This is a genomic window from Stenotrophomonas sp. YJH_SMC_65, from assembly GCF_059369475.1.
In genome coordinates, this window is record NZ_JCAFSR010000004.1 from 253807 (window position 1) to 276921 (window position 23115).

Sequence of the window (23115 nt, forward strand, 5' to 3'; positions counted from 1 at the left end):
AACGCGCTTCGCGCGCAGGTCGGGCATGGCTCGACGCTACAGGAAGCGGTATCACCACCCCGGCGATGTACCTGGCGCTGTCGCTCATGCGCAGCGCCAGGCGCATCGCCGGTGCAGATGGGCCGGCCTCCAACTCCGACCGACCCTGATCGCGGCCGCACCCCCGCAGGCGCTGGCCGCCATCCACACACGTGCCGCACTCAGGCGGCTTCGATCAGGCTGCTTCGGACACCTTCACGTCGCGACGGGCGCGCACGGCCGCAGCCAGACGCTCCAGCACCGTCACGGTGGTGTCCCAGTCGATGCAGCCATCGGTGATGCTCTGGCCGTAGACCAGCGGCTGGCCTTCCACCAGTTCCTGGCGGCCACCGACCAGATGGCTCTCGATCATCACGCCAACGATGCGCTGTTCGCCGTCTTCCAGCTGAACAGCGATGTCCTCGATCACCTTCGGCTGGTTCTCGGGGTTTTTCAGGCTGTTGGCGTGGCTGGCGTCGATCATCAGGCGCGTCGGCAGCTTGGCCTTGGCCAGCACCTGGCAGGCGTCGGCGACGCTGCCGGCGTCGTAGTTCGGCTGCTTGCCGCCACGCAGGATCACATGGCAATCCGGATTGCCGGTGGTCGACACGATGGCGGTGCCGCCCTGCTTGGTGACCGACAGGAAGTGATGCGGATTGGACGCCGCACCCACCGCGTCAGCGGCGATCTTGACGTTGCCATCGGTGCCGTTCTTGAAGCCGACCGGGCACGACAGCCCCGAGGCCAGCTCACGATGCACCTGGCTTTCGGTGGTACGCGCGCCGATCGCGCCCCACGCCACCAGGTCGGCGATGTACTGCGGCGAGATCACATCGAGGAATTCGACACCGGCCGGCAGGCCGAGCTTGTTGATGTCGCGCAGCAGGCCGCGGGCAATGCGCAGGCCCTTGTCGATCCTGAAGCTGCCGTCCAGGTCCGGGTCGTTGATCAGGCCCTTCCAGCCCACCGTGGTGCGCGGCTTCTCGAAGTACACACGCATGACGATTTCCAGTTCGCCGGCCAGCGCGTCGTGCAGCGGCTTCAGGCGCTGGGCGTATTCGATGGCGGCCTTCGGGTCGTGGATCGAGCACGGGCCCACCACCACTGCCAGGCGGTCGTCACGGCCGTGCAGGATCTGGTGCAGGGCCGCGCGCGAGGCGCTGACGGTGTCGGAGGCTTCATCGTCACAGGGCAGCATCGCCAGCAGTTGGGCAGGCGGTGTCAGCGGTTCGATGGTGCGGATGCGCAGGTCGTCGGTGTGCGGGGGCATTGCAGGAGATCTCCGGAACGTTGGGGTCCCCAGCGTGGCGGCATGAAAAAAGCCGCCAGGTTCGCTGGCGGCTTTCGGGAATGCGTCTGAAGCTTTCTTCAGGGTGAGCGCAGTCCTTCCTCCGCCAGTGGCTTCGGAAAGTAATACCAGTAAAAGCGGGTGGCGGCTGCGTTCATGGGGTGTATTGATAGCACAGCTTTTGCGCAGTGCAAAATGTTTCATCCGCAACCGCGGGTGCGGTTCAGCGAGGCGCGCGCCGGCGCTGCCCACGCGGCAGCAGCCACGCAAAGCTGCTCATTTGCCATGCACTTCCACGTCCAGCAACAGGCCTTCGTGGATGTCGGCCCAGCGCTCCAGCACGCGGTCCAGCTCCTGCCTGGCCTCGTCCAGCTGCTCGGGATTGAGCAGGGAACGGGTGGTGTAGAGGTCGGAGACCAACCGCCGCAGGGCCGCCTCCGGGATGGCCACCGACGGCCCTTCCCGCCCCGGCAACTGCAATGCCGGGCTGTCGCCAAGCGGGCCGAACAGCGTGACCTGGAGCGTGCTCTGCATGATCAACTTCCCTGCGGATGGACATGGGCAATGTCCTGTTTACCGCGTCCGGGTGACAGGCGCATGTGCCATGCGCGTCCGGAGACGCTGCTACAAGGCGGCCAGGTCGGCAAGGTGCTGCCCCATCCCATCGTCTGCGCCGACGGCGTTGATGGTGGCGAAGTACTGATGCCAACCGGTGGCGGCAATGCCGGCCACCAGCGCATCGGCGTCCGCGCGGCTTGCACAGCGCCAGACCGCATAGAACTGCTCATCGCTGCCGTGCTGTACGCCCCTGGCAATGCGGCCCATCGCCAGCGGTGTGATGCGGACCGGATCGAACTGCTGCATGCCTGCACCGATACGGGCGAAGAAGGCATTCCGCTGCTCGGGCTGGAGCGTGGTCCAGGCGGGGGTGGCGGTATAGAGCTCGATGAAGGTGTGCGACATGCTGCTTCTTCCTTGAAGGTTTGGGGGGTTGCCGGCCAGCGGCCGGCACTACCGGAGCGAGCGCATGGCGCGTTTGCGGATGTAGGCATTGGCATCACCAGGGTGCTGCTGTTGCCAGCGCGCGCACAGCGCACGCAGCCACTGCGGCTGTGTCTTGCCGGCATCATTGAGCCAGTTGCCGACCGAGTCCTGCACATAGCGCTCCGGGTCGTCGGCGAGTGCTTCCAGCATCGCCTCTGCAAGTTCCGGCTGCCGCTTGAACAGCGCGACATGTGTGGCCCACACGCCGCGCGGGCGCAGCGCTTCGCAGGCGAAGCGGCGCAGGTACGGCGATCCTTCCTGCGTCCATGGTTGCAGGTACTCCAGCGCCTGCAGTGGTGCGGCAACAATGTCGGCACGCAGCGCCAGCCACGCCCATTCGCGCACGCCGAAGTGCGGGTCGTCAGCCAGTGGTCGCATCGCCTGCAGCTTGGCCGGCAGCGTCGCGTTGGCGTCGCTTCCGATCAGGTAGCAGGCCCAGCCACGCACCGTGTCTGACGCATGCGCCTGCCAGCGCGCAGGCTCCCCCTGTCCGGCTTCGTGCAGCAACCGCGCCGCCAGCGCCATGCGCTGGGTGATGCCCTTGCCTGAGGCATCGCGCATGCATTGCAGCGATTCCGGCTCAAGGGCAGGCGCCACCACCTGCAGCAGCGCGGTGAAATCCACGGCCAGGCATTCGGCCAGATGGGTGGCAGCAGCGCTGCCACTGTTGAGTGCATGCAGCCTTTGCGCAGGAACGGGCGTGCTCATGCTGCCGATTCCCGCCCGCCGTCCGTGTGCTGCCAGACCTTGTGCAGCAGCTGCGACAGCTGCTGCTGTTCACCCGCATCCAGGCCGTCGAACAGGCCGCTGATCCATTGCGTGTGCTGCTCGAACAACGACTCGGCCAAGCGCTTTCCCGGTGCGGTCAATACGATCTGCAGACGGCGGCCATCCCCGTCATCGCTGCGACGCTGCAGCAGGCCTTCACGCTGCAGGCCATCGAGCAGGCCGCTGATGGTGGCACGGGTCACGCCGGCACGCTCGGCCAGCAGGTGCGGCGGCAGCGTGCCACCGGCCCCGTGCAGCAGGAACAGCACGACGAAGCGGCCCTCGCTGAGCCCATGCGGTGCCAGCCGCGCGGCGCAGTCGCGATCGATCGACGAGGACAACGAGAGCAGCTGGAAGCACAGGCGCAGTTGCGCGATGTTGGCGTGGCCGCGTCGCTGCGATTCCTCCAGAAGGGCCTGATGCTTGGCTTCGATCATCTCACGAACGCGATATGGTTAGGCGCCTAATCATATCACCGGATAGCCGCTACCTGTAAATCACAGCCGATATCAGGGGAGCTTTCCCAGCAGCAGGCGCGCGATCAGCCCGCCACCCTCGCGGTGCAGCAGCTGCAGTTCGCCTGCGTGACGCCTGGCCACGTTGGCGGCCATGGCCAGTCCCAGCCCGGTCCCACCGGTAGCGCGACTGCGCGAGCTTTCGCTGCGCTGGAACGGTTGCAGCAGGCGGACACGATCAGCTTCGGCGATGCCCGGTCCGCGATCCATCACATCCAGCTGCACCCCATGTCCCCACACGGCGACATGCAGCTCCACGGCGCCCGCGTAACGCTCGGCGTTGTCGATGAGATTGTCGACCGCGCGCCGGAGCAGCAGCGCATCGCCATGCCACGGCAGCGTATCCGGGCACTGAAGCGAAATGTCGACCCCGCGCAGCAGCGCCCCTTGCAGGCATTCCTGCAGCAGGGCAGCCAGATCCAGCGAGCGCATCTGCAAGGGCTGCAGCTCGCCGCGTGCATAGTCCAGCACCTGCTCGATCATCGCGTCCATGCGTTCGATGTCCGCCACCATCCGGGCGGCCTGTGGTGCGGGAGCGAACTCGGCGCGCAGGCGCAGGCCGGTCAGGGGCGTGCGCAGGTCATGCGCCACTGCCGCCAGCATATGGGTCATGTCCTGTGCCTGGACCCGCAGGCGTTCGCGACCGGTGCTGATCGCGGCGGCCAGCATCTGCACTTCGCGTGGGCCATCGTCGGGCAATGGCGACTCGGCCTGCAGGTCGACGCGTGCGCTCGCTTCGGCCAGGCGCCGCAGCGGGCGCCCCAACCGGATCGACGCCCACGCCGCCAACGGCGCCAGCAGGATCGCACCGCCCAACAGGGCGAGCATCACCTGGCGGCGCCAGGCCGCCAGGTCACTATGGTCGCTGCCGACCACCCGCCAGCGGCCGTCGGCCTGGCGCATCCCCAGTTCAAACGGCGGCCACTGCATCGCGGTCAGCAGCGCGGCCTGTGATTTCAGCACGCCAGCACGACCGGAGGCGTCCAGTACCGCGCCACCCTCGATGACCTGCACATCGGGCGCCCTGCCCTGCCCCGTCCATGCCAGGCGTACATCCTCGGCCGGCATGCCCATCTGCGCGGCCGCCAGCTGCGCGAGCCAGTCGCTGGCGCTACCTTGGGGGGGCGCGTCCTGCGTCGCCCTGCGCAATCCCAGTGACGCCGGCGCCTGTTCCCCACGCAGTACCTGCATCGCATGGTCCAGCCGCATCGGTGGCGGCGCGGGCCGGGGCATCCAACCCACCACTGCAACGCTGGCCAGGGTTGCCAGCAGCAGGCTGGCCAGCGCCAGCATCGCGATCCAGCGAGTGGTCGACCACCGGCTGCTCACAGCACCTGTACCTCAGCGTCGAAGCGATACCCTTCCCCGCGCAGTGTCTGCACGAGGGCTTCTGCCCCGGACGCGGCCTGCCCGAGCTTGCGGCGCAGGCGGCTGATCGCGAGGTCAATGGCACGGTCCACGCTGTCACTGGCTTCTCCGCGACTCAACTGCAGCAGCTGCTCACGCCCCAGCACCCGCCCGGGACGTTCGGCCAGCGCCAGCAACAGGGAAAACTCGCCACGACTCAGCACCAGCTCGGCACCGTCCGGTGCGAACAGGCGACGCTGGTCGGGCAGCAATCGCCAGCCATCAAACCGCAGCTCGCTGGCCACCTGCGTGCGCAGCTTGTCCTGACGGCGCAGCAGTGCGCGTACCCGCGCCAGCAGTTCACGCGGATCAAAGGGTTTGGCCAGGTAGTCGTCCGCGCCCATCTCCAGGCCGATCACGCGGTCCGGTGCAGCCCCCATCGCCGACAGCATCAGGATCGGGATCGCCCTCGCCTGCAGCCTGCGGCAGACCGACAGCCCATCCTCACCGGGCATCATCCAGTCGAGGATGATCAGGTCCGGTCGTTCGGCCTGCAGCAGCACGTCCAGTGCCGCCGCATCCGCCGCCAGGCGTACCTGGTAGCCGTGCAGCAGCAGGTGGTCGGCGATGGCGTCGCGGATGCTGGCATCGTCGTCGACGACGATGACACGGATGGGAGTACTCATTCGGACAGTATCCAGCACCTGTGTATCAGGACGGTATCAACGCCGATATTCCGGCGATACGCGGCCGTGCGCCAATGGTTACCCACGATCACTGCGGAGTCTTCCCTTGCGCCTCTTCCTGTTGCCCCTGTTCGCCGCTCCCTTGCCTGCGCTCGCCTCCAACGCCGCCGCGCACATCCTGCCGATGTGGATGCAGGGCGGTCATCCGGCGGTGGCCGTCTCGCTGGACGGGCGCGCCGAACCGCTGCGCTTCGTGGCCGACAGTGCCGCCGGGGCAACGCTGGTCGATGCCCGCGTCGTGCGGCGTTATGGCCTGGAGGATGCGGATGCAGAGGTATCACAGGCGCAAGGGGCGAGTGCAGCTTCGGCGCGGTTGCAGCGCATGCGCAGCACGTCCTGGCAGCTGGGCAGCTGGCAGCTGCAGGCCCAAGCCATGAACGTCGATCTGTCATCGTTGCCGAAGGATGATGATCCAGCCATCGACGGCTTGATCGGCAACGATCTGACCGGGCGCTGGGACACCCGTTGGGACTTCGGCCGCAATCAACTAGCGCTGTGGACACCCGGCGGATTGAATCTGGAAGGACCGGGTTGCCAGCCCAATGCGCTGCCCGGCCGCACTGGCGGCCTGCGCCAGTTCGGCTTCATCACGCTTGCACTGGGCGCGCCTGCGGTGGACGCCATCGCCGTGGTCGACACCGGTGCCGCACAGACCGTCCTCAACGCCGAAGCCGCCCGCGCACTGGGGCTGCGCACCGACGGCAGCGACGCGCGGGTGCGGGTGCGTGAAAAGGGCACCGAAGGCCTGGGCGGCGGCAAGCAGGCAACCTGGCTGTACACCCTGCCCGGCATGACCGGCGGCGGCTGGCAGCACCCGTCGATGGAGGTCCGCATCAGCGAACTGCCGGTGTTCAAGGCGATCGGCCTGGAGGGCCGGCCGGCGCTGATCCTCGGTGCCGATGCAATGCGCGGCGGCCAGGTGGACATCGGTGCCGGCGCGGCGCGGATCTGCCTGCGCCGGCCGCAGGCCGGCTGACATCTGGCGATGACGCCAGCGGCAGCCCGGCGTAGCATCACCGTGCGCCCCACCAGGAGTTCCACGCATGTGCCGTGCCACCCTGATGTTGCTGACGCTACTCCCGCTGGCGGTACTGGCCGCGCCGCCACCCGTGCCCTCGCCCACTCGCATCGATGCCGAAGCACGGCGGCTGATGCAGGCGGCCCATGCGCGCGGGATGGCGCTGGCGGTGATCGATGACGGCAAGGTGGTGCATGTGGCCGCCTACGGTGAACGCAACGCCGCAGGCGAGCCGCTGCGCACCGACACCGTGATGTATGCCGCATCGCTCACCAAGATGGCCTTCGGCCACCTGGTCGCACAGCTGGCGCAGGACGGGGTGATCGATCTGGATGCCAGCATCGCCACAGCTCTGGACGTGCCGCTGCCAGACTACCCGCCCGAACCGAAAAAGTACGCCGACTACAGCGTGCTGGCGAGTGATGCACGCTGGCGCCGGCTCACGCCCCGAAAGCTGCTGAATCACGCCAGCGGCTTTGCCAACTTCGGCTTTCTCGAACCGGATGGCCGGTTGAAGTTCCACTTCGAGCCCGGCAGCCGCTACGGCTATTCCGGCGAGGGCCTGATCCTGCTGCAGTTCGTGATCGAACGTGGGCGACTGGGCGAGGATGTGGGTGCGTTGATGCAGCAGCGCGTGTTCGATCGCTTCGGCATGGCGCGCACCAGCATGTCGTGGCGCGCGGATTTCGCCGGCAACCTGGCCGATGGCTGGACCGTCGAAGGCAATACAGAGCCGCACGATCAACGCAGCCGTGTGCGGGCGGCAGGATCGATGGATACCACCATCACCGACATGGCCCACTTCGCCGCCGGTTATGTGCGCGGCGATGGGCTGTCTGCGGCAATGCGCAGGGAACTGGTGCGGCCGCAGCTGCCGATCACCACCGCCAGCCAGTTCCCAACGCTGCAGCCGGAGCTGCCCGTTGCGCAGCAGCACCGGGATCTGGCCGCGGGCCTGGGCGTGGTGACCTTCCGTGGCCCCCAGGGTGCAGGCTTCTACAAGGGCGGCCACGACGATGCGGTCGGCAACACCCTGGTGTGCATCGAGCGGCACAAACGCTGCGTGGTGATCCTGGGCAACGATGTACGGGCCGAGGCCACCTTCCCGGCACTGGTGGCGTTCGTGCTGGGTGATACCGGCGTGCCATGGCAGTGGGAGTACGGCGCGGCGAAGGCCTTCGTCGAATGAAGGCGCGATGATCCCTGGGCGGGGAGTGCGGAGGGATGGGAGCAACCATGCATGGCGTGTGGATCCACCTCACGCGTGGATGCCTGCTCCGCTCAGCGCGCCTGCTCGAAGAACATCAGGTACACCAGCCGGCCATTCTCCGGGCGGTCGCCGAACGCTGGCCCGGCGGTATGCCAGAACCAGGGCCGCAGCAGCACCAGCCGGTTGAAACGCATCGGGATGCGCATGGTCATTTCCCACTGGCTGTCGTCGTTGCTGTCGCGCTCGATGATGTCACGATGCATGTCGCCGCCGTTGGCATAGCCCAATGCGGCCAGCTCCGCTGCATCCAGGGCCATGCGCTCGGTGCCGGTACGGCGGTGGCGGAAGAACTCGGTGCCGCCCTCGCAGTGCTCCGGTGCACTCAGGTAGAGGATGCCCGACCAGTGCGAGTGATCGGCGTGCACCTTGGCGCGGCCGGTGTCACCGGCCAGGGTAAGGCGGAACTTGCCATGCGACTGCAGTGGGTTGACCGGCCGCAGCGGTTCGTTGACCAGCCGCGAGACCGCGCCGGACAGCCCATCCAGTTCCAGCCGCTGCTGCGAATTGCGGCCGGGGAATGCACCCTCCTGCACCGGATAGGTCAGGCCCAGCGCCGCCTGGCGCAGCCCCTGCGCATCGGCAGGAGAAAGGAAGTCGTCGACGACGATGAAGGAGGTAGGCATGGCCACCGAGCGTAGCGATGCGCTGCTGCGGCGGCAACCGGGCAACGAAAAACCCCGCCTTGCGGCGGGGTTCTTCCTTGCATCGGGAGGGCGTGCCGACCAGGGTCGGCAACGACCGCCCGGGGGACGTGGACTTAGAAGTCCATGCCGCCCATGCCACCCATGCCGCCCATGCCACCGGCGCCACCCATGGCCGGCTCGTCCTTCTTCGGAGCTTCGGCAACCATGGCTTCGGTGGTGATCATCAGGCCAGCGATCGAGGCGGCGTTCTGCAGCGCCGAACGGGTCACCTTGGTCGGGTCCAGGATGCCGAACTGCAGCATGTCGCCGAACTCGCCGGTGGCGGCGTTGTAACCGAAGCTGCCGGTGCCTTCCTTGACCTTGTTGATGATGACCGACGGCTCGTCACCGGCGTTGGCCACGATCTCGCGCAGCGGGGCTTCCATCGCACGCAGGGCGATCTGGATGCCGTGGTTCTGGTCTTCGTTGGCGCCCTTCAGGCCGGCCAGCGCGGTGATCGCGCGGACCAGGGCAACACCGCCGCCCGGAACCACGCCTTCTTCAACGGCCGCACGGGTCGCGTGCAGGGCGTCGTCGACGCGATCCTTCTTTTCCTTCATTTCGATTTCGGTCGAGGCGCCGACCTTGATCACGGCAACACCGCCGGCCAGCTTGGCCACGCGTTCCTGCAGCTTCTCGCGGTCGTAATCCGAGGAGGTGTCCTGGATCTGGGTCTTGATCTGCGCCACGCGTGCATCAACGTTGGCCTTGTCGCCGACGCCGTCGATGATGGTGGTGTTCTCCTTGGAGACCTGCACCTTCTTGGCGCGGCCCAGGTCCTTGATGGTGGCCTTCTCCAGCGACAGGCCGACTTCTTCGGAGATCACGGTGCCGCCGGTCAGCACGGCCATGTCTTCCAGCATCGCCTTGCGACGGTCGCCGAAGCCCGGGGCCTTGACGGCCACGACCTTGACGATGCCACGGATGGTGTTGACCACCAGGGTGGCCAGCGCTTCGCCTTCGACTTCCTCGGCCACGATCAGCAGCGGCTTGCCGGCCTTGGCGACACCTTCCAGCACCGGCAGCAGGTCACGGACGTTGGAGATCTTCTTGTCGTGCAGCAGGATGAACGGGTCATCCAGGTCAGCGGTCTGCGACTGCTGGTTGTTGATGAAGTACGGCGACAGGTAGCCGCGGTCGAACTGCATGCCCTTGACCACGTCCAGCTCGTTGTCCAGGCCCGAGCCTTCTTCAACGGTGATGACGCCTTCCTTGCCGACTTCCTTCATCGCGTCAGCGATGATCTGGCCGATCGACTCGTCCGAGTTGGCCGAGATGGTACCGACCTGGGCGATCGCCTTGTCGTCGGCGGTCGGCTTGGAGATGTTCTTCAGCTCGGCGACGGCGGCCGAGACGGCCTTGTCGATACCGCGCTTGAGGTCCATCGGGTTCATGCCGGCGGCAACGGCCTTGGCGCCTTCGCGGATCAGGGCCTGGGCCAGCACGGTGGCGGTGGTGGTGCCGTCGCCGGCATCATCGTTGGTGCGCGAAGCAACTTCCTTCACCATCTGCGCGCCCATGTTCTCGAACTTGTCAGCCAGTTCGATCTCCTTGGCGACGGAGACGCCGTCCTTGGTGATGGTCGGCGCGCCGAAGCTCTTTTCCAGCACGACGTTGCGGCCCTTCGGGCCCAGGGTGGCCTTGACGGCATTGGCGAGAACGTTGACGCCGCGCACCATGCGCGAACGGGCGTCTTCACCGAAACGAATATCCTTGGCAGCCATTGCATTTACCTCATTGGTAGCGCCGGACGATGCCCGGCGGCTGGGAGTTTGGGATCAGGTTGAAACAGGTCGCGCCGGGGCTCAGCCGATGACGGCGAGCACGTCGTCTTCGCGCAGGACCTTGTATTCGACGCCTTCGCTCTTGTACGAGCTGCCGGCGTACTGGCCGTAGATGACCTTGTCGCCGACCTTCAGCGACGGCGCGCGCACGTTGCCGTTGTCCAGCGGCTTGCCGGGGCCGACGGCCACGACCTCACCCTTGGTGGACTTTTCCTTGGCCGAGTCGGGGATGACGATGCCACCGGCGGAGATTTCGTCGGCTTCGATCGGCTTGACCACAACGCGGTCGTGCAGCGGCTTGATGCTCATAGGAGACCTCTTAAGTGATTGATTGGTCTAAAAAAGTCCGGCGATGTTAGCACTCACCCCAAGCGAGTGCCAGAACCGCACGTGAAGAAACCCGACAACGTCGGGAGCAGGGCAGAGATGGAGCCCCGCCGCCCCCTTTCAAGGGCGGAATGAAAAAATTTTTCCGCCCGCGCGCCTCGGCCAAGGCGTCGGTCTTGGACAATTTCGGTGACAAGCGTCGCACTGTCAGATATCTGACGTTCATTTACGACAAAGTGTCACTGGATCGGCCTTAGGCTCGGTCAGGCATTCCCAATCACAAGGAGTAGTCGATGCGATTGCTGTCCCCGCTTGCCGCCGCCTGCCTGCTGGCACTGGCCGCCGCGCCGGCCCAGGCCGAGGTTTTCATCAACGAACTGCACTACGACGACAGCACCGCCGCCGGTGACGTCGGCGAAGCCATCGAAGTGGTCGCCACCGCCGGCGAGGACCTGTCCGGCTACCGCCTCTACCTCTACAACGGCAGCAATCCTTCGGCGGCCGCGGTCTACGCCAACAACCCGGTCCCGGCCGGCACCGCCGCCGGCTGCGGCAGCGCGACCATCGCCGTGGTCAACTACCCGACCAACGGCATCCAGAACGGCCCCAACGACGGCATCGCCCTGGTCGATGCCAGCGGCAAGGTGGTCCAGTTCCTCAGCTACGAGGGCGCCATCACCGCCTCCGGTGGCCCTGCCGCCGGCATGACCAGCCAGAACATCCCGGTGGCCGAGACCAACAGCACGGCCGCGGGCACCTCGCTGCAGCTGACCGGCAGCGGCAGCCAGTACACCCACTTCACCTGGGCCGAGTCGGCCAGGCAGACCTTCGGCAGCTGCAACAACGGCCAGACCTTCAGTGGCGGCGGAACCCCGGGCCCGAACACACCGCCGTCGGTCTCCACCACCACCCCGGCGCAGGGCAGCAGCACCTTCCCGGCCGCCGCCGACCTGGAAGTGGTGTTCAGCGAGACGGTGAACCTGGCCAGTGGCGCCTTCGCCCTGAGCTGCGGCACCTCCGGCAGCGTGCCGTTGACCTTCCCGGCCAGCGGCCGCAGCGTGAAGCTGTCCACCAACACTGCGCTGGTGGCCGGTGAGGCCTGCCGCTTCGACATCCGCGCCGCGCGCATCACCGACCTGCAGGGCGCGCACCCGGCCGCCGACAGCCGCATCGCCTTCACCGTGGCCAGCACCGGCGGCAATCCGGACCCGGGCAACCCGGGCGTGCCGGCCGGCTATTACTCCAAGGTCAACACCAGCAGCCCCAGCCAGCTGCGCTGCTCGCTGCATGCCACCATCAAGGGCCACACCGCCTACCCTTACAGCGGCTCGGGCACCAGTACCTGGACCATTCTGGAAATCGCCGACGAGGATCCGAACAATTCCGGCAGGATCCTCGATGCATATCGCAACCACAGCTACGCCAAGGTGACCGATCGCGCCGGCAGTGGCAGTGGCCTGAAGTACAACCGCGAGCACACCTGGCCGAACTCGCTGGGCTTTGCCACCACCACCGGTGACAAGGGCCTGCCGTACGCGCCGTATACCGACACCCACATGCTGTACCTGACCGACGCGCAGTGGAACGCCGACCGTGGCAACAAGCCGTTCGGCAAGTGCGACGCCAACTGCGGCGAGCGCGCCACCGAGGCCAACAACGGCCAGGGCGGCGGCAGCGGCGGCTATCCGGGCAACTCCAACTGGGTGCGCACGCCGGACGGCAACACCGGCACCTTCGAGGTGTGGGGCAAGCGCAAGGGCGACATGGCGCGTGCGGTGATGTACATGGCGATCCGTTACGAGGGCGGCAAGGATGCGGCCACCGGCCAGTCCGAGCCGGACCTGGAGCTGACCGACGACCGCAGCAAAATCGTCAAGACCAGCAGTTCGCCGGCCTACATGGGCCTGCTGTCCACGCTGATCGACTGGCACCTGTCCGATCCGCCGGATGATGCCGAGCGTGCGCGCAATGACGTGATCTACAGCTTCCAGGGCAACCGCAACCCGTTCATCGACCACCCCGAGTGGGCAACCCCGGCCCTGTTCACCTCGGCCAAGCCGGCCACCTGCCAGCTGGCCAACTGACCGCGCAACGCAGCGGTCCACTGCCGCCGCCGGGCCCTGACCCGGCGGCGGCCCTATACTCGGCGGTCATGTCGACCGTCGATCCCGTCCTGCTGCTGTTGACCACCTGCCCGGACCGGGCCAGTGCCGAGCGCATCGCGCACGCGCTGGTCGGCGAGCGCCTGGCGGCATGCGTGACCCGCCTCGATGGCGCGCAGTCGACCTACCGCTGGCAGGGGGAGGTGACCACCGACGCCGAACTGCAGCTGCTGGTGAAAACCACCGCGAGCCGCGTCGATGACGCAATTGCCCGGATCGTCGCACTGCATCCGTATGAACTCCCGGAGTGCATCGCGGTCGAAACCCGGGCCGGCCTGCCGGCGTATCTGGACTGGATCCGGGCACAGACCCGGGAGGACACTGATTGAAGACTCTGTTTGCGCGCGGCGCCGCCTTGTGCGCCCTGTTGTGGCTCTCGCTGCCGGCCTTCGCGCTGGATGAGAAGGACCTGCTGCCGGTGGACCAGGCGTTCGCGCTGACCGCCAGTGCCCCCGAACGGGGCCAGGTGCAACTGCAGTTCAAGATCGCACCGGGCTATTACCTTTATCGCCACCGCACCAGCGTCAAGGCCGACCCGGCCTTCAATGCCGGCGCGCTGCAGATGCCCAAGGGCGACAAGCACCACGACGATTTCTTCGGCGAAGTCGAGACCTATCGCGAGCGCCTGCAGGCCACCCTGCCCGGCACGCCGTCCGAGGCTGCCGGCACCATCAGCCTGGAAGTGCGTTACCAGGGCTGCGCCGATGCCGGTGTCTGCTACCCGCCGCAGAAGCGCGTGGTGCAGGTCACCCTGCCGGGCGCCGGTGCGGCGGCGGCGGTGCCTGCCGCGCGTGCCGGTGCGGCCAACCCGTTCAACAACCCGCTGGCCGGTGCCGGCAACAGCGGTGGCCTGCGCCTGCCGGGCGCGGCCAACAACAGCCAGGCCCTGCCGCTGCCGTCGGAACAGGCGTTCGGCTTCGATGCCATCGCCAGTGACGGCAACACCCTGCTGCTGCGCTTCAGCCCAGCGCCCGGCTATTACCTGTATCGCGACCGCACCTCGCTGAAGCTGGAAGGCAGCGCCGGCGTGCTGGCCGGCAAGCCGCGCTGGCCGGCCGCGCAATCGCATCGCGACGAGCACTTCGGCGATGTCTCGGTCTACTTCAACCAGGTGGAAGTGCCGCTGCCGCTGCGCCGCACTGTCACTGATGCCGTCGACAGCACCTTGGTGGTGACCTTCCAGGGCTGCCAGACCGATGGCATCTGCTACCCGCCGATGACCCGCCGGGTGAAGCTGTCGATTCCCGCTGGCAAGCTGTCCGCCAGCATTGACCAGGCGCCAGCGCGCAACGAGGTGATCAGCCCGCTGCCCGCCGCCGGCGTGCCACGTGAATCCGCCAACGGCGCACCGTTGCGCCTGCTGCCGACCGTCCCCAACGACGGCATTGCCACTCCCGCCGCCAGCGGCAGTGAGGGTGCGCGCAATGAGTTCGCCGCCGACGCGCGCGATGGCAACGCACTGCGCACGCGCCCACCGGCGACAACCCCGAACCCGGACCGTTCGTTCGTGTGGGTGCTGCTGCTGGCGCTGGCCGGTGGCCTGGTGCTGAACCTGATGCCCTGCGTGCTGCCGATCCTGTCGCTGAAGGTGCTGAGCCTGGCGCAGAGTGGCGAAAGCCCTGAGCGGGCACGCAGCCATGCCCTCTGGTACACGCTGGGCGTGCTGGTCGCGTTCGCGGTGATCGGCGCGCTGATGGTGGGCCTGCGCGCGATCGGCAACGCCGTCGGCATCGGCTTCCAGCTGCAGCACCCGGGCGTGGTGGCGGCGCTGGCCTACATCATGTTCGCGGTGGGCCTGAGCCTGTCCGGCGTGTTTACCCTCGGCGGTGGCATCGGCAACCTCGGCCAGTCGCTGGCCAGCCGCAGCGGGCCGGCCGGCGATTTCTTCACCGGTGCGTTGGCCTGCCTGGTCGGCAGCGCCTGCGTCGGCCCGTTCATGGGCGGGGCGATCGCCTACGCGTTCATTGCCCCGCCGCTGAAGGCGATGACCGTATTCCTGTTCCTCGGCCTGGGCCTTGCGCTGCCGTTCCTGCTGATCGGCTTCGTGCCAGCGCTGGCACGCCGCCTGCCCAAGCCCGGCCCGTGGATGGAAACGCTCAAGCACGTGCTGGCCTTCCCGATGTATGCCACCGCGCTGTGGCTGCTGTGGGTGCTGGGCAAACAGCGCGGCGTGGACGGCATGGCACTGGTGCTGGGTGGCCTGCTGCTGTTCGCCTTCGGCCTGTGGCTGTTCGAGCGCAATCGCTGGACCGGCTCGCGTGCGGTGACCCTGCTCGGCGTGCTGCTGGCGATCGGCGCGCTGGTTCCTGCCTGGGGCGTGACCCAGCTGGCACCACCGGCGCGGGCCGCACAGGCCGCCAGCGAGAACGTGGTCGAGTATTCGCCGCAGTTGCTGGACCGCCTGCGTGCGGACAACCGCGTGGTGTTCGTCAACATGACTGCCGACTGGTGCGTGAGCTGCAAGGCCAATGAACGTGCCGTGCTGTCGCGGCCGGAGTTCAAGGAACTGCTCAAGCGCACCAACGCGGTGTACATGCGCGGTGACTACACCAACGTCGACCCGCAGATCACCACGTTCCTTGAAGAGCACAAGGCCGTGGGCGTGCCGCTGTACGTGGTGTACGGCCCGGGGGCGCCGCCGACCGTGCTGCCGACCCTGTTGACCCAGGCGGTGGTCGAGGAAGCGCTGCTGCGCACCGCACGATGAAGTGGCAACGGCCAGCGCTGCTGTGGACAGCGGTGCTGGCCGCCGGCCTCGGCCTGTGGGCCGGGCATCGATTCTCACCCGGCCCGTCTGCACCGGCCGCGCCAACGACGGCTTCCACAGCGACGGCCGTGAAGCCTGCCCTGCAGGTGGGTGATCCCTTGCCGGCGCTGATCCTGCCGGACCTGGCGGAACAACCGCTGGACCTGCGCGCCCGCTTCGCCGGCCGGCCGCTGCTGATCAATGTCTGGGCCAGCTGGTGTGCGCCCTGCGTGGAAGAGATGCCCGAACTGGCCCGCTTCGCCGAAGCCCAGGGCGACAACGGTGTGCAGGTGCTGGGCATTGCGCTGGATGCCCCGGACGACGTGCGCGCTTTCCTGCTGCGGGTACCGGTGGACTACCCGATCGTGGTCGAGACGCCGGGGCCAGGCGATGCCAGCGTGCAACTGGGCAATACGCAGGGCCTGCTGCCCTACAGCGTGCTGTTCGATGCACAGGGGCGGCGGGTGAAGGCAAAGCTGGGGCCGTTCGCCCACGGCGAGATCGACGGCTGGGTGAAGTGAGGGTGTTTTTTGCAGGGCTTGGAGCCCTGCACCCTGCTCAATGCAACGGCAACAGCCAAAGCGGGCTTTCCGTGGGATGGCGGGGCGCTGTGGCTGTGCAGGACACGCCGTAAACCCGTCCGTGGGGGCTCGATGGCGCCATCCATGGCGCCAACGGTCCTGCACAGCCACACCGCCCCACCTTCGACAGATTCCGGCGGCTGTTGGTAGGTGTCGACCTTGGTCGACACATCTGTCAGATATCGATATTCAGAACGGAATCAGACCCCGTGCCGACCAACGGTCGGCACCCACCAAAGCAGAACCTCGTTCCGACAGATCGCAGGAACTGTCGAAGGCGGGGTGGGTCCGGTTGAGGGGGTGTCCGCGGCATGGATGCCGCGGCCAAGGCTACAGGGACGTACTTGCGCCGTCCCCCGCAACCGGACCCGCCCCGCTTCCTCACAGGAAACCCGCTGTTGCTTCGGCTGTTGCTTCTGAGGTTGCCGGCCAGGCCGGCACTACCGCGGGTGCCGGGCGCAGCCCGGCCGGCAACCCCTGCTTGACCGCAGCCGGGGCGCCGCGGAGAATTCCGCGACTAATTCTCATTTGCTGTTGCGCAGGATGCGGGCGGCAGCCTCCCGGGCCCCTCTCCTTCGATGTTCAAGAACGTCCTGTTCCAACTGCATTGGCTGCTGGGCATTACCGCCGGTGCCGTCCTGGCCCTGATGGGCCTCAGCGGTGCCATGCTGTCCTTCGAGGACGAGCTGCTGCGCGCGGCCAATCCTGGCTTCGCTGAGATCGCCGAGCACCATGCGGACGGCCAGCATCCCCTTGCACTCAGCGAACTGGTGCCGTTGCTGCAGGCTGGCAGCGAGCGCCCCCTGCAACGCCTGCGCGTGGATGCCACCGGACAGCGGCCGTCGGTCGCGCGCTTTGCCGGCGGCAAGGAACACTGGGTGTACTTCGATCCGTACAGCGGCGAGCGCTTCAGCGCCCTGCGCGGGCAGGCATTCTTCGACGTCGTCGAGGACCTGCATCGCCACCTCGCTGCCGGTGAGCGCGGCAAGTGGATCACCGGCAGCTGTGCAATCGCGCTGCTGTTCTTCACCCTGTCCGGTCTCTACCTGCGCTGGCCACGACGCTGGTGGCACTGGCGCAGCTGGCTGGCGGTGGAGTGGACGCGCAGCGGCCGAGGCTTCCTGTGGAGCCTGCACTCGGTGGTCGGCACCTGGGTGCTGCTGATCTACCTGATGAGTGCGCTGACCGGCCTGTGGTGGTCGTTTGACTGGTACCGCAACGCGGCCAACACGCTGCTCGGTGTGGCGCCGGCGGCAAAGCACACGGTTGCCGCCGACGCGGCACTGGACGTCCATCGCATCGAGGCCACGCTGTACGCGCTACCCGGCGTGCGCACCGGCTTCATCGACCTGCGCCTGCCGGAGAAGCCGGGGCAGGCGCTGAACGTGCGGGTGATGGCCGGTGATCCGTCGCAGCGCGGCGGCCACCACGACCGTGCGCATGACCTGCTGCAGCTCGATCCGGCCAGCGGCGCGGTTCTCGATGCCCGCCCGTACGCACGCCAGGGCGCGGGCGGACAGCTGGCCACCAGCGTGTTCGCGCTGCATTCGGGCAGCTACTTCGGTGTGCCCGGGCGCGTGGTGGTGATGCTCAGCAGCCTGGGCATGAGCCTGTTATTCATCACCGGCTGGATGCTGTACCTGGACCGCCGCCGCAGCCAGCGTGCAGCGCGAGGGCTGCGCCGCGCGCTGCCGGCCACGACCACCGATGGCCGTGGTCCGCCGTGGCTGGTGGTGCATGCCAGCCAGAGCGGACTGGGCGAACAACTGGCGTGGCGTGCGGCCGCGCAGCTGCAGGCGTCCGGTCATGCGGTGCAGGTGCAGTCGCTGGCCCGCGTCGATGCCGCGACGCTGCAGGCCACCTCCCAGGCGCTGCTCGTGCTGAGCACGTTCGGCGACGGCGAGCCACCGGATGCCACGCGCCGCGCGGCGCGGCTGCTGCTCGCACAACGCCTGGACCTGTCGCGCCTGCAGTTCGGCCTGCTCGCGCTGGGCGACCGCCAGTACCCGCATTACTGCGGCTTCGGCCGCCAGTTCGATGGCTGGCTGATCGGCAACGGCGCGCGCCCGCTGTTCGAGCGCATCGATGTCGATGCCGCTTCGGTGCCGGCATTGCGCCAATGGCAGCAGCAGCTGGGTACGCTCACCGGCATCGTCACCGATGACAGCGTGCTGCCTGCGGCTACGCAGATGCATGAGTGGCGCCTGCTCGGCCGCGACCACCTCAACCCGGGCAGCGTCGGCGGAGCCATCTGGCGTATCCGTCTTGCCGCACCGGCCGACGTGCAGTGGCAGGCGGGTGACATCCTGCACATCGCACCCCGCCACAACGCGCGGCATGCCGGTGCCGTGCTGAAGGGACACGGTCTGGATCCGCTGCAGCCCCTGCTGGTCGATGGCCATCCGCGCACGCTGCTGGCGCTGGCCAGTGAACGCGAGCTGCCCGAGGCCGATGCCGCGCTGGCGGTGCAGGATGCCTGCCTGTGGCTGGCCGGGCTGCCGCTGCTGCCCAGCCGCGAGTATTCGATCGCCTCCTGCACGGATGACGGCGTGGTGGAGCTGGTGGTGCGGCTGGTGCATGACGCCTCCGGTCGCGCCGGGTTGGGCTCGGGCTGGCTGTCGTTGCATGCACCGATCGGTGCCGGCATCGTCGCCCGCGTGCATCGCAACCCCGGTTTCCATCGCGTCAGCGGCGCGCCGATGGTGCTGATCGGCAACGGCACCGGCATCGCCGGGCTGCGCAGCCTGTTGCGCGAAGCTGCCCACGCAGGCGAGCGCGGGCACTGGCTGCTGTTCGGTGAACGCCAGCGCGCACACGACTTCCTGTTCGCCGACGAGATCGAAGCCTGGCAGGCCAATGGCCATCTCACGCGGGTGGACCTGGCGTTCTCGCGCGATGGCGAGGGTGGTTACGTGCAGGATCGCCTGCGTGCGGCCGTCGATGCGCTGCGCGACTGGATGCAGCGCGGTGCGGTGATCCATGTCTGTGGGTCGTTGCAGGGCATGGCCGAAGGCGTGGACCAGGTGCTGCGAACCGCGCTGGGTGATGAAGCGGTGGAAACGCTGCTGGAAAACGGGCGCTACCGCCGCGACGTGTATTGATTCCTGCCGCCGAACGCTGGTGTGAGCCGAGCATGGGCTCGGCTCTACAGTGTTCGTGCAGCCGATGTAGCGCCGAGCCCACGCTCGGCTGACTAGGCCGCCGCGCGCGCCTGCGGCATCGACTGCAAGCGGAACGCGCCCACGGCTTCTGCCAAGGCACGCACCTGCGCCTGCATCTGCGCCGTGGAGGCACCGGCCTCTTCCACCAGGCTGGCGTTGCGCTGGGTGCTGGCTTCCATCTGCACGATGGTCTGGTTCACCTGAGCGATGCCCGCATGCTGGTCCTGCGACGCACTGCGGATACCTGCCAGCAGCTCGGCCAGCTGCTGCACGCTGCCGACGATCTCGCCCATCGTGGTGCCGGCCTGCGCGGCCTGCTGGTTGCCCTGGCCGACACGCGCCACCGAATCCTCGATCAGCCCCTTGATCTGCTTGGCCGCCTCGGCACTGCGCTGCGCCAGCAGGCGCACTTCGGCGGCCACCACGGCGAAGCTGCGGCCCTGCTCGCCGGCACGCGCCGCTTCCACCGCCGCATTGAGGGCAAGGATGTTGGTCTGGAAGGCGATGCCGTCGATCAACTGGGTGATGTCGCCGATCCGTCGCGAGGCTTCGCTGATGCCATGCATGGTCGCGACCACCTGGCCGACCGCCTCGCCACCCCGCTGGGCCACCGCCGCCGCGCCCTGCACCAGTGCATCGGCGCGGCCTGCGGCATCGGCGTTGCGGCCGACGGTATCGGTCAGCTCCTGCATCGACGCCGCGGTCTCTTCCAGGTTGGCGGCCTGCTGCTCGGTGCGCTGCGACAGATCGTGATGGCCGGCGACGATCTCGCCAACGCCGGTATCCAGGCTGGAGGTGGCCTGCTGGATGCGGGTGACGATGCGGCCCAGCTGCGCGACGGTGGCATTGGCATCGTCGCGCATGCGCGCGAACACGCCCTGCAGGTCCCCCTCCATGCGCACGCTGAGGTCGCCGCGGGCCAGCGCAGCCAGCAGTGCCTGCAGGTCACCAAGGTTGGTTTCAAAGGTGGCCAGCAGGCGATTGATGCTGGTCGACAAGGTGCGCACGAAGCCCTGCTTGCCCTCCAGCACGATACGGCCATGCAGGTCGCCGCGTGCTGCAGCATCGACCAGGGCAGCGACCTCGGTTTCCAGCAGCGTCTCCAGCGCACGACTGCGCCATTCCACCGCTACGCCGAGGAACTGCCCTTCGTCGATGATGGGGTTGGCAATCAGCTGGTAGCGCACGCCGGCATGGCCGATCTCGCGCTCCTCGCGCTGGCGCGCGCCGGCCAGGCTGGCCAGCGCCGGATGCAGGCCCACGGCATCGCTGCCCACCAGATCTTCGGCCTCGCGCTCGAGTTGCTGCAGCAGTGCCGGATTGACGTAGGCCACCCGGCCCTCGGCATCGATCACCATCAGCCCGGTCTGCGCACTGTCCAATGCCTGCCGCACACGGGTGTTGCCGCGCGCCACGGCACGCTCGGCCTCGATGCGCGCGCGCAGGCGCTGCTGCATGTCGACCAGGCGCTGCGCCAGCTGGCCGATTTCATCGTTGGCGTTGTAGACGCGCAGGGTGGTGTCGAGTCGGTCGTCGGCGACGTCGCTGGCGAAGCGCAGGGTGTCCTGGATCGGCTGGCGCACCGCACGCCGCACCAGCACCAGGCTGGTGATCAACACACCGGCGACCAGCAGCAGGGTCACCGCGAACAGCACGCTCATGGTGCGTGCGCCGGCCTGCTGGCGCGCCTGTGCCTTGGCCAGCGCCGCCACCTGGGCCTGCTGGAAGACGGCCAGCGCCGGCGCCACGCCGGCGGCGGTATCCAGCAGCGATTGCGCCTCTACATCCAGGCCCACGCGGGCGGCGGTATAGCCCAGCAATGCGGCCTGATAGGCCTCCATGCCGTTACGAAGGGCATCCTGCGCATCGGTCGGCAGGCCCACCAGTGCGAGATCGAACGGCAGCTTTTCTTCGCTCGCACGGTCGGCATGGGTGGAGTCGCCATCGAGCAGCAGCAGTGCCTCCTGGCGGCGCATCTTCTGCAGGGACAACGCCAACGAAGGCCGCTGCAACGCATCCACCTGCGCCTGCAGGGCGTCGGCGGCCTGCTGCAATTGCGCGGCGAGGCCGGCATCGCCACGACCCATCTCATCGACGCGTTCGAACAGGGCGGCCACACCCTGCGAGAACGCGCCGGCGGCTTCGGTCAGTGCCTGCAGCGCCTCGCGCCGGCCGGGATCCATCGGCATCGCGCGCAGCGCCTGAAGATCGGCCTGGAGCGCCTTCTGCGTCGCCAGCAGCTGCGCGCGGTCGGCATCGTCGAAACTACGTGCATACTGGGTCTGCAGACGACGCGCCTCGGCCACCTGCGTGGCCACGCTCGCGGCCAGATCGCTGCCGTGCTGGTAGCTGGCCTGGCTGCGCGCCGCCTGCGTGCTGGCATGGCCGGTCCAGGCGTAGACGGCGGCGATCGCGATCAGGCCCAGCCCACAGACCCACAGGGTCGCCTTGAGCTTGCTGGCCACACTGAGCCGATGCGGCTGCAGCCACAGCAGCAGGCCGGGGGACGCCGAGCGCAGTGCGGCAAGCCGCATGCGCAGGGACCGGAGGTGGGGGACGACGGCCGACATGACAGGCTCCAGGCGGAAGGACGCACCTGTATCGGCGGGAAATGGCGCAACTTTAGGGCGCTCCTGGTTCACTCCCACCGATTGCTGGCGGACGCGGCCTTTGTACCCGGCACAGGCGACGGGGGGATGACACCCGCGCAATGCTTGACCTCAACCCCGGTTGGGAGAGCACAGTAGATCTCCCTCCCCCGCCCGGCGCGCGCATGACGACGCTCGATGTCCCCCGCTACCTGCAACGCCTGCAGCTGGATGCACTGCCACCGCTGACGCTGGCGGGCCTGACCCTGCTGCAGCAGCGCCACAACGCACTGCTGCCGTTCGAAACCCTCAGCTGCCTGCTGCGCGATGCAGTACCGATCGACCTGGACAGCGTGCAGCGCAAGCTGCTCGACGACCGTCGTGGCGGCTACTGCTTCGAACTCAACGGCGGCCTGCTGGCACTGCTGCAGGCGCTGGGCTTCGATGCACAGCCGTTGAGCGCGCGCGTGCTGCTGGCCGCCCAGGACGGCGAACTGACCGCACGCACCCACCTGCTGCTGCGCGTGCAGGTGGACGGCGATGACTGGCTGGTGGATGCCGGTTTCGGCAGCCTGACCCCGACCGTGCCGCTGCGGCTGCATGATCCGCAGCCGCAGGCCACGCCCCACGAGCGCTTCCTGTTGCAGCGCCTGCCCGGCGAGGGGGATTTCGTGCTGTCCGCCGAGTCCGGCGATGGCTGGCGGGCGATGTATCGCTTCGACCTGCACGCGCCGGCACCGATCGACAACGTCGTGGGCAACTGGTACGTGTGCACCCATCCCGATTCCAGTTTCCCCGGCCAGCTGCGCGCATCCCTGACCGGGCCGGACTGGCGACGCACCATCGGCAGTGGCAACTACACCGAGTACCGTCCCGGCCAGGCACCGGACAAGCGTCCGCTGCGCGATGTGGGCGACGTGCGCGAGGTGTTGCAGCAGCGCTTCGGCATGCAGCTGCCGGACGACCCACGGCTGGACCCGGCGATCAACGACTGGCTGCAGCGCTCGCGCGCGGCCACGGTGTAGAGCCGGGCCGATGCTCGGATGAGCGTTGGCGGCTGGGTCAACAG

Annotated in this window: 19 protein-coding genes; 8 read left to right on the top strand and 11 right to left on the bottom strand. The window is 68.0% G+C overall.

Annotated elements, in window-relative coordinates; translation table 11 throughout:
* Nucleotides 1-214: 214 nt before the first annotated feature.
* The 7 genes from AC5P7A_RS09305 to AC5P7A_RS09335 form a co-directional block, all read right to left on the bottom strand.
* Entirely contained in the window at nucleotides 215-1288 is a 1074-nt protein-coding gene (locus AC5P7A_RS09305; RefSeq protein WP_014648584.1) for a 3-deoxy-7-phosphoheptulonate synthase, read from the bottom strand.
* A 294-nt stretch (nucleotides 1289-1582) separates the two neighbouring features.
* Nucleotides 1583-1840, bottom strand: a complete 258-nt coding sequence (locus tag AC5P7A_RS09310) for a hypothetical protein (protein ID WP_014648585.1) — start codon at nucleotides 1838-1840, stop codon at nucleotides 1583-1585.
* A 90-nt stretch (nucleotides 1841-1930) separates the two neighbouring features.
* Nucleotides 1931-2269 carry a DUF6616 family protein gene (locus tag AC5P7A_RS09315; RefSeq protein ID WP_014648586.1) on the bottom strand — a complete coding sequence of 113 codons (339 nt, stop codon included), beginning with the start codon at nucleotides 2267-2269 and terminating at the stop codon, nucleotides 1931-1933.
* Between the two features lie 48 nt (nucleotides 2270-2317).
* Nucleotides 2318-3058, bottom strand: a complete 741-nt coding sequence (locus AC5P7A_RS09320) for a DNA alkylation repair protein (protein ID WP_180835833.1) — start codon at nucleotides 3056-3058, stop codon at nucleotides 2318-2320.
* Nucleotides 3055-3555, bottom strand: a complete 501-nt coding sequence (locus tag AC5P7A_RS09325) for a MarR family winged helix-turn-helix transcriptional regulator (RefSeq protein WP_111206766.1) — start codon at nucleotides 3553-3555, stop codon at nucleotides 3055-3057. The genes AC5P7A_RS09320 and AC5P7A_RS09325 overlap by 4 nt, the downstream gene beginning before the upstream one ends.
* A 72-nt stretch (nucleotides 3556-3627) precedes the next feature.
* Nucleotides 3628-4926, bottom strand: a complete 1299-nt coding sequence (locus tag AC5P7A_RS09330) for a sensor histidine kinase (protein WP_014648589.1) — start codon at nucleotides 4924-4926, stop codon at nucleotides 3628-3630.
* Nucleotides 4927-4958: 32 nt separating this feature from the next.
* A complete protein-coding gene (locus AC5P7A_RS09335) occupies nucleotides 4959-5666 on the bottom strand; it encodes a response regulator transcription factor (RefSeq protein ID WP_014648590.1) in 708 nt (235 codons plus the stop codon).
* 106 nt (nucleotides 5667-5772) lie between these two features.
* On the opposite strand from AC5P7A_RS09335, the gene AC5P7A_RS09340 reads away from it, so the two are divergent.
* Together AC5P7A_RS09340 and AC5P7A_RS09345 are read left to right on the top strand one after the other, a co-directional pair.
* Nucleotides 5773-6702 carry a pepsin/retropepsin-like aspartic protease family protein gene (locus AC5P7A_RS09340; protein WP_495220080.1) on the top strand — a complete coding sequence of 310 codons (930 nt, stop codon included), beginning with the start codon at nucleotides 5773-5775 and terminating at the stop codon, nucleotides 6700-6702.
* 67 nt (nucleotides 6703-6769) lie between these two features.
* Nucleotides 6770-7933 carry a serine hydrolase domain-containing protein gene (locus AC5P7A_RS09345; RefSeq protein WP_069117774.1) on the top strand — a complete coding sequence of 388 codons (1164 nt, stop codon included), beginning with the start codon at nucleotides 6770-6772 and terminating at the stop codon, nucleotides 7931-7933.
* A 92-nt stretch (nucleotides 7934-8025) separates the two neighbouring features.
* Here AC5P7A_RS09345 and AC5P7A_RS09350 read toward each other — a convergent pair whose 3' ends face one another.
* From AC5P7A_RS09350 to AC5P7A_RS09360, 3 genes are all read right to left on the bottom strand, one after another.
* Nucleotides 8026-8637 (bottom strand): DUF6445 family protein, encoded by a 612-nt coding sequence (locus AC5P7A_RS09350; protein ID WP_032958237.1) that lies wholly within the window; start codon nucleotides 8635-8637, stop codon nucleotides 8026-8028.
* Nucleotides 8638-8771: 134 nt separating this feature from the next.
* Nucleotides 8772-10421 carry a chaperonin GroEL gene (gene groL, locus AC5P7A_RS09355; RefSeq protein WP_005411226.1) on the bottom strand — a complete coding sequence of 550 codons (1650 nt, stop codon included), beginning with the start codon at nucleotides 10419-10421 and terminating at the stop codon, nucleotides 8772-8774.
* Between the two features lie 81 nt (nucleotides 10422-10502).
* Nucleotides 10503-10790: a co-chaperone GroES gene (locus tag AC5P7A_RS09360; RefSeq protein WP_005411227.1), complete on the bottom strand. Its 288-nt coding sequence runs from the start codon at nucleotides 10788-10790 to the stop codon at nucleotides 10503-10505.
* 311 nt (nucleotides 10791-11101) lie between these two features.
* On the opposite strand from AC5P7A_RS09360, the gene AC5P7A_RS09365 reads away from it, so the two are divergent.
* The 5 genes from AC5P7A_RS09365 (at nucleotide 11102) to AC5P7A_RS09385 (ending at nucleotide 19398) form a co-directional block, all read left to right on the top strand.
* Nucleotides 11102-12892 (top strand): endonuclease, encoded by a 1791-nt coding sequence (locus AC5P7A_RS09365; protein ID WP_014648594.1) that lies wholly within the window; start codon nucleotides 11102-11104, stop codon nucleotides 12890-12892.
* Between the two features lie 68 nt (nucleotides 12893-12960).
* Nucleotides 12961-13299 carry a divalent-cation tolerance protein CutA gene (gene cutA, locus AC5P7A_RS09370; protein WP_014648595.1) on the top strand — a complete coding sequence of 113 codons (339 nt, stop codon included), beginning with the start codon at nucleotides 12961-12963 and terminating at the stop codon, nucleotides 13297-13299.
* Complete coding sequence (locus tag AC5P7A_RS09375; RefSeq protein ID WP_053494579.1) at nucleotides 13296-15677, top strand: protein-disulfide reductase DsbD family protein; 2382 nt, start codon at nucleotides 13296-13298, stop codon at nucleotides 15675-15677. The genes cutA and AC5P7A_RS09375 overlap by 4 nt, the downstream gene beginning before the upstream one ends.
* Complete coding sequence (locus AC5P7A_RS09380) at nucleotides 15674-16237, top strand: TlpA family protein disulfide reductase (RefSeq protein WP_126411418.1); 564 nt, start codon at nucleotides 15674-15676, stop codon at nucleotides 16235-16237. Before AC5P7A_RS09375 ends, AC5P7A_RS09380 begins: the two co-directional genes overlap by 4 nt.
* A 638-nt stretch (nucleotides 16238-16875) precedes the next feature.
* A complete protein-coding gene (locus AC5P7A_RS09385) occupies nucleotides 16876-19398 on the top strand; it encodes a PepSY domain-containing protein (protein WP_495220081.1) in 2523 nt (840 codons plus the stop codon).
* Between the two features lie 92 nt (nucleotides 19399-19490).
* Here the strand turns inward: AC5P7A_RS09385 and AC5P7A_RS09390 are convergent, their stop codons facing one another.
* Nucleotides 19491-22028, bottom strand: coding sequence for a methyl-accepting chemotaxis protein (locus AC5P7A_RS09390; RefSeq protein ID WP_262093637.1), 2538 nt, complete (start codon nucleotides 22026-22028; stop codon nucleotides 19491-19493).
* A 203-nt stretch (nucleotides 22029-22231) separates the two neighbouring features.
* Between AC5P7A_RS09390 and AC5P7A_RS09395 the strand changes: the two genes are divergently transcribed.
* Nucleotides 22232-23071: an arylamine N-acetyltransferase gene (locus AC5P7A_RS09395; RefSeq protein WP_164077591.1), complete on the top strand. Its 840-nt coding sequence runs from the start codon at nucleotides 22232-22234 to the stop codon at nucleotides 23069-23071.
* Nucleotides 23072-23115: the final 44 nt, after the last annotated feature.

What these genes read in the sequence shown, in the direction of transcription:
- AC5P7A_RS09335 (WP_014648590.1), bottom strand. Translation starts at nt 5,666, where the DNA reads ATGAGTACTCCCATCCGTGTCATCGTCGTCGACGACGATGCCAGCATC.
- AC5P7A_RS09325 (WP_111206766.1), bottom strand. Translation starts at nt 3,555, where the DNA reads ATGATCGAAGCCAAGCATCAGGCCCTTCTGGAGGAATCGCAGCGACGC.
- AC5P7A_RS09330 (WP_014648589.1), bottom strand. Translation starts at nt 4,926, where the DNA reads ATGCTGGCGCTGGCCAGCCTGCTGCTGGCAACCCTGGCCAGCGTTGCA.
- AC5P7A_RS09395 (WP_164077591.1), top strand. Translation starts at nt 22,232, where the DNA reads ATGACGACGCTCGATGTCCCCCGCTACCTGCAACGCCTGCAGCTGGAT.
- AC5P7A_RS09390 (WP_262093637.1), bottom strand. Translation starts at nt 22,028, where the DNA reads ATGTCGGCCGTCGTCCCCCACCTCCGGTCCCTGCGCATGCGGCTTGCC.
- groL (WP_005411226.1), bottom strand. Translation starts at nt 10,421, where the DNA reads ATGGCTGCCAAGGATATTCGTTTCGGTGAAGACGCCCGTTCGCGCATG.
- AC5P7A_RS09310 (WP_014648585.1), bottom strand. Translation starts at nt 1,840, where the DNA reads ATGCAGAGCACGCTCCAGGTCACGCTGTTCGGCCCGCTTGGCGACAGC.
- AC5P7A_RS09345 (WP_069117774.1), top strand. Translation starts at nt 6,770, where the DNA reads ATGTGCCGTGCCACCCTGATGTTGCTGACGCTACTCCCGCTGGCGGTA.
- AC5P7A_RS09360 (WP_005411227.1), bottom strand. Translation starts at nt 10,790, where the DNA reads ATGAGCATCAAGCCGCTGCACGACCGCGTTGTGGTCAAGCCGATCGAA.
- AC5P7A_RS09315 (WP_014648586.1), bottom strand. Translation starts at nt 2,269, where the DNA reads ATGTCGCACACCTTCATCGAGCTCTATACCGCCACCCCCGCCTGGACC.
- cutA (WP_014648595.1), top strand. Translation starts at nt 12,961, where the DNA reads ATGTCGACCGTCGATCCCGTCCTGCTGCTGTTGACCACCTGCCCGGAC.
- AC5P7A_RS09350 (WP_032958237.1), bottom strand. Translation starts at nt 8,637, where the DNA reads ATGCCTACCTCCTTCATCGTCGTCGACGACTTCCTTTCTCCTGCCGAT.
- AC5P7A_RS09385 (WP_495220081.1), top strand. Translation starts at nt 16,876, where the DNA reads ATGTTCAAGAACGTCCTGTTCCAACTGCATTGGCTGCTGGGCATTACC.
- AC5P7A_RS09365 (WP_014648594.1), top strand. Translation starts at nt 11,102, where the DNA reads ATGCGATTGCTGTCCCCGCTTGCCGCCGCCTGCCTGCTGGCACTGGCC.
- AC5P7A_RS09305 (WP_014648584.1), bottom strand. Translation starts at nt 1,288, where the DNA reads ATGCCCCCGCACACCGACGACCTGCGCATCCGCACCATCGAACCGCTG.
- AC5P7A_RS09320 (WP_180835833.1), bottom strand. Translation starts at nt 3,058, where the DNA reads ATGAGCACGCCCGTTCCTGCGCAAAGGCTGCATGCACTCAACAGTGGC.
- AC5P7A_RS09380 (WP_126411418.1), top strand. Translation starts at nt 15,674, where the DNA reads ATGAAGTGGCAACGGCCAGCGCTGCTGTGGACAGCGGTGCTGGCCGCC.